This is a genomic window from Tsukamurella sputi (assembly GCF_007858445.1).
Classification (GTDB): domain Bacteria; phylum Actinomycetota; class Actinomycetes; order Mycobacteriales; family Mycobacteriaceae; genus Tsukamurella; species Tsukamurella sputi.
Window position 1 is genome coordinate 1 of record NZ_VIGV01000128.1, and the last position, 590, is coordinate 590.

Annotated in this window: 1 protein-coding gene; it reads right to left on the reverse strand. The window is 52.4% G+C overall.

Annotation, left to right across the window (positions count from 1 at the left end):
• Positions 1 to 49: 49 nt before the first annotated feature.
• On the reverse strand, positions 50 to 568 hold the full coding sequence (locus FK268_RS25645) for an MAE_28990/MAE_18760 family HEPN-like nuclease (protein WP_368732157.1): 519 nt from the start codon (positions 566 to 568) through the stop codon (positions 50 to 52).
• Between the last annotated feature and the right edge of the window lie 22 nt (positions 569 to 590).

Sequence of the window (590 nt, forward strand, 5' to 3'; positions counted from 1 at the left end):
GCATTTGGTGCACAGCTTCCCGCCGATAGCTCAAGCAATATCCGGCAGATCACCGCGCGACAACACCGCTAATGGAATAGCCCCTGCACCGAATCTGGCCAATCGCAGTATCGCGCATCTCTTCCATCATTTCGATCACCATTTGATGGAGGGTCAGTGTCTCGGAGGCACTGGGAAAGCTAGCTCTACCGTGGGCGACTTCGTTTCGGCTGTCGCAGAGTTGCCTATCTATCATATTTCGTTTAAGAGCGAGATCCTGGAGTGGAAGGTTCAGAGTTGTCATTATTGACTCAAGTACAACGTACCGAAGATTCGACTTCGTATCAACCACTTTGTCGCGATTGACTCGTAGCCTTTGAGTCGATCCGCCGCGCGCGAGTTCGGCCAGCTCTAGATTCGCTTGTTTATCGCCAGACTCTATCCTTCTCAGCAGGTGCTGTGTGTGTGCCACTACGAGCCCGTCTGCACTGTCTGCAAGGAGCGGTTTTCTTTTGAGGACAAGCCGAATGTACTCTTCAAATAGCGTTTTGCAGTACCCCTCCCAGTGCGCGTACAACATTGTTGTCATACTCCGCGTCAAAGCGCGCGCT

Coding starts and splice junctions, on each gene's coding strand:
- FK268_RS25645 (WP_368732157.1), bottom strand. CDS start 568: ATGACAACAATGTTGTACGCGCACTGGGAGGGGTACTGCAAAACGCTA.